At 57.5% G+C, this 2934-nt stretch carries 2 protein-coding genes; both read right to left on the bottom strand.

Annotation, left to right across the window (positions count from 1 at the left end; all coding sequences use genetic code 11):
• A partial coding sequence (locus PMI15_RS19590; protein ID WP_007873476.1) for a SpvB/TcaC N-terminal domain-containing protein occupies positions 1–2632 on the bottom strand: 2632 nt, incomplete at its 3' end.
• A gap of 73 nt (positions 2633–2705) precedes the next feature.
• Positions 2706–2934, bottom strand: a 229-nt coding sequence (locus PMI15_RS19585) for a hypothetical protein (protein ID WP_007873475.1), incomplete at its 5' end; no start/stop codon positions are given.

The raw sequence follows: 2934 nt of genomic DNA, 5'->3' as shown, positions 1-2934 counted from the left end.
GGCTGGGGTAGACAAAGGTCGTGCCGGTGGCCGAGCCTGTGCCCTGGGCGTAGCTGTTGGTCGTGCGTTTGAGGACTCCGGCATTGCCTGAGCCGGCCAGTCTTGTTTCGCTTTTAAGTACGCTACCTGTGAAGGGCCAGCTCTGGTTGAACTCGGTGTAGCTTTCGATGTTGTTCGAAAGATTTTTGGACTTCATCCAGCGAAAGCCCAGCATGCCTCGGCCTGTGCCCTGCTCGGCCTTCAAGCCGCCGTAGCTGTATTGGGTGGTGGTTGTGCCGCCCAGGCCGTTGCTGCTGGCCACGGTGCTCACCACGTATTGCGGGTATTGCAAATCAATCTTCGGATAAACCACCGCGTTCGGCGCGGTATCCTTGGTGTAGACGGCGCTGTCAGTCAATGGCTTGTAGGAAACAGCAAGGCTTGAAGAGCCGGAAGCCGATATCGATTGGGCAAAAGTATCCTTTTGCTGCGACAAAAACGGCTGGACATAGACACCCAGCTGGCCAGGTGTGCCGATGTAATAGGCCACCATGTCCGCCTTACCGCTTCCGGTCGAGTCTGCCGGTGTCATATACCAGTTCGCGCCGAAACTGCTTGTCCGTAAAACGTCATAGACCCCGGCTGTATAGACGCCATCTCCGTTGGAGTAAAACGGCTGAAGGATCACGCCTTGATCTGCACCTATGTAGTAGGCGACCATGTCGGTTTTACCGTCGCCGTTCACGTCCGCTGGTGCCATCTTCCAGTACGCACCAAAGCTGCTGGTACTCATGGTGTTGTAGGCGCCAGTCGTATAGGTACCATCTCCGTTAGAGAGGAACGCCTGAATGTAGACGCCCAGTTGACCTGGTGCGCCTACGTAATACGCAACCATGTCCATTTTTCCATCGCCGTTCACGTCGGCGAGTGTCATATACCAGTTGGTGCCATAACTGCTGGTCTTCAGAACGTTGTAGGGGCCTGCCGTGTACGTGCCGTCCCCGTTTGACAAAAACGGTTGAACAATCACGCCCCATTGCTCTGGTGTGCCTATGAAGTAGGCGACCATGTCCATTTTGCCGTCGCCGTTCACATCAGCTGGTGCCATATACCAGTTGGCTCCATAGCTGCTGGTCTTCAGGACGTTGTAGGGGCCCGCCGTGTAAGTACCATCCCCGTTCGACAGAAACGGCTGAATAATCACGCCTTCGTTGGCGCCTATGTAATACGCAACCATGTCCATCTTGCCGTCGCCATTCACATCCGCGGGCACCATCTTCCAGTACGTGCCAAAACTGCTGGTCCTCAGAACGTTGTAGGTGCCGGCTGTATAAGTACCATCCCCGTTTGACAGAAACGGCTGGATGATCACACCTTCGTTGGCGCCTATGTAGTAGGCGACCATGTCCATCTTGCCGTCGCCATTCACATCGGCCGGTGTCATATACCAGTTCGCGCCAAAGCTGCTGGTCCTCAAAACGTTGTAGGTACTCGCGGTGTAGGTGCCGTCTCCGTTGGTGAGAAACGGCTGGATGATCACCCCTTCATTGGCGCCGATGTAATAGGCGACCATGTCCGCTTTGCCGATGCCGCGTACATCTGCCGGCACCATAGACCAGTTCGCCCCATAGCTGCTGGTCTTCAAAATGTTGTAGTTTGATGCGGTGTAAGACACAGAGGCAGGGGACGCCGTGCTGGCATACCCTAGCGCAATAGGAGCCAAGCATTGCAACCCCGCGGGATCACATTCCTGGATGTTGAGAATGCGGCTTGGGAGAACTGCTGCGGCTTGAACATACGCCAACTGGTATTTTTTTCTCGCCACCGAGTCGCTATAGATTTGGACTAGGTTAAGGCGGACCGAGTTTTTCACCAAAGATCCCATGTGGTACATGGGCGTGATATCAGGCCTGGCCTCATAACTGAACTGCACCGAGTTGGTGGGTTGTCGCCCCGCCGCTGAATTTCCGGCATAGTCAATCCGGCTGGGGTAGTAGTCGCCGTTGGCGTTGTCTTCCGTGTAGCTGAACGTCATGTAGTTGGTCTTGACGTCGCTGATCTTGTTGACGGCCCAGACCCGCACCGTGGCCTTGCCCTGCGCCTCAATGCGCGAGTCGGCCGTGTTGCCGTACTCCATGGTCAGGCCGGCCTTGGTCTGCACTGTGAATGAGGCCACGCCACTACCCGCGGTTCCCGAGGCGACGATTTTGCTGAAGCTGTCGAGCTCAGTGCGGTATTCGCTACCGGCTACGCCATAAGTGCCGCTCACCAGGATCAGCCGTTGCCCGTCGAGGCAGTAGCGGTCGTTCATGTCGAAGTTGACACTGCCCATGGCGCCGTCAACGGCCATGATGCGGGCGCAGCGACCGATTACGCTAAGCCCGCTCAGACCCCAACCCATGCCCAGCAAGCCATTGCCGCCCTGGCTGTTGTAGCTCAGTTCGAGTTTGGGCTCCATGCCGGCGACGCCGGGAGGCACCTGGATGGGAATCCGGTAAGTGGCCGCGCCCGATTCATTGACCGAAAACTGGCCGGGCGTGCTACCGGCGACCGTGGTGGTCTGGGCCTGGGCCTGGGCCTGGGCCAAAGTAAACCCCGCGCCCAGCAGCCACAGAGCCGCGCAGCGCAATACCTTGCTGTGTCTAGCATTCATTCCCCACCCTCGTTTTGATTTGGCTTTTTGCCTTTTTTAGCTTTTTGCTGGGTTCAACTGTATCCGATCAAGGTCACGGCACAGTGCTGGTGACGGTGGCTTTCTTGAGCCGGCCCAGAATCCAGTTGCCGCTACCGGTGTTGGCCGGCCAGTATTCGTTGACCGTGGTCTTGCCCGCGCCGGCGCTGTTGCTTACGCTGATCTGTGTCGGGTCGCCGTATTGCGGGCTCTGGCCGTACTGGTAGGCGTTGGTCACCGTGGGGTAGGCGCTGCCGCCCAGGTCCCAGCTTTCTTCGACGCTC

This window comes from Polaromonas sp. CF318 (assembly GCF_000282655.1).
Lineage (GTDB): Bacteria > Pseudomonadota > Gammaproteobacteria > Burkholderiales > Burkholderiaceae_C > Polaromonas.
The sequence above is the reverse complement of the archived record's forward strand: the minus strand, read 5'-3'. Positions and strand labels throughout refer to the sequence as shown.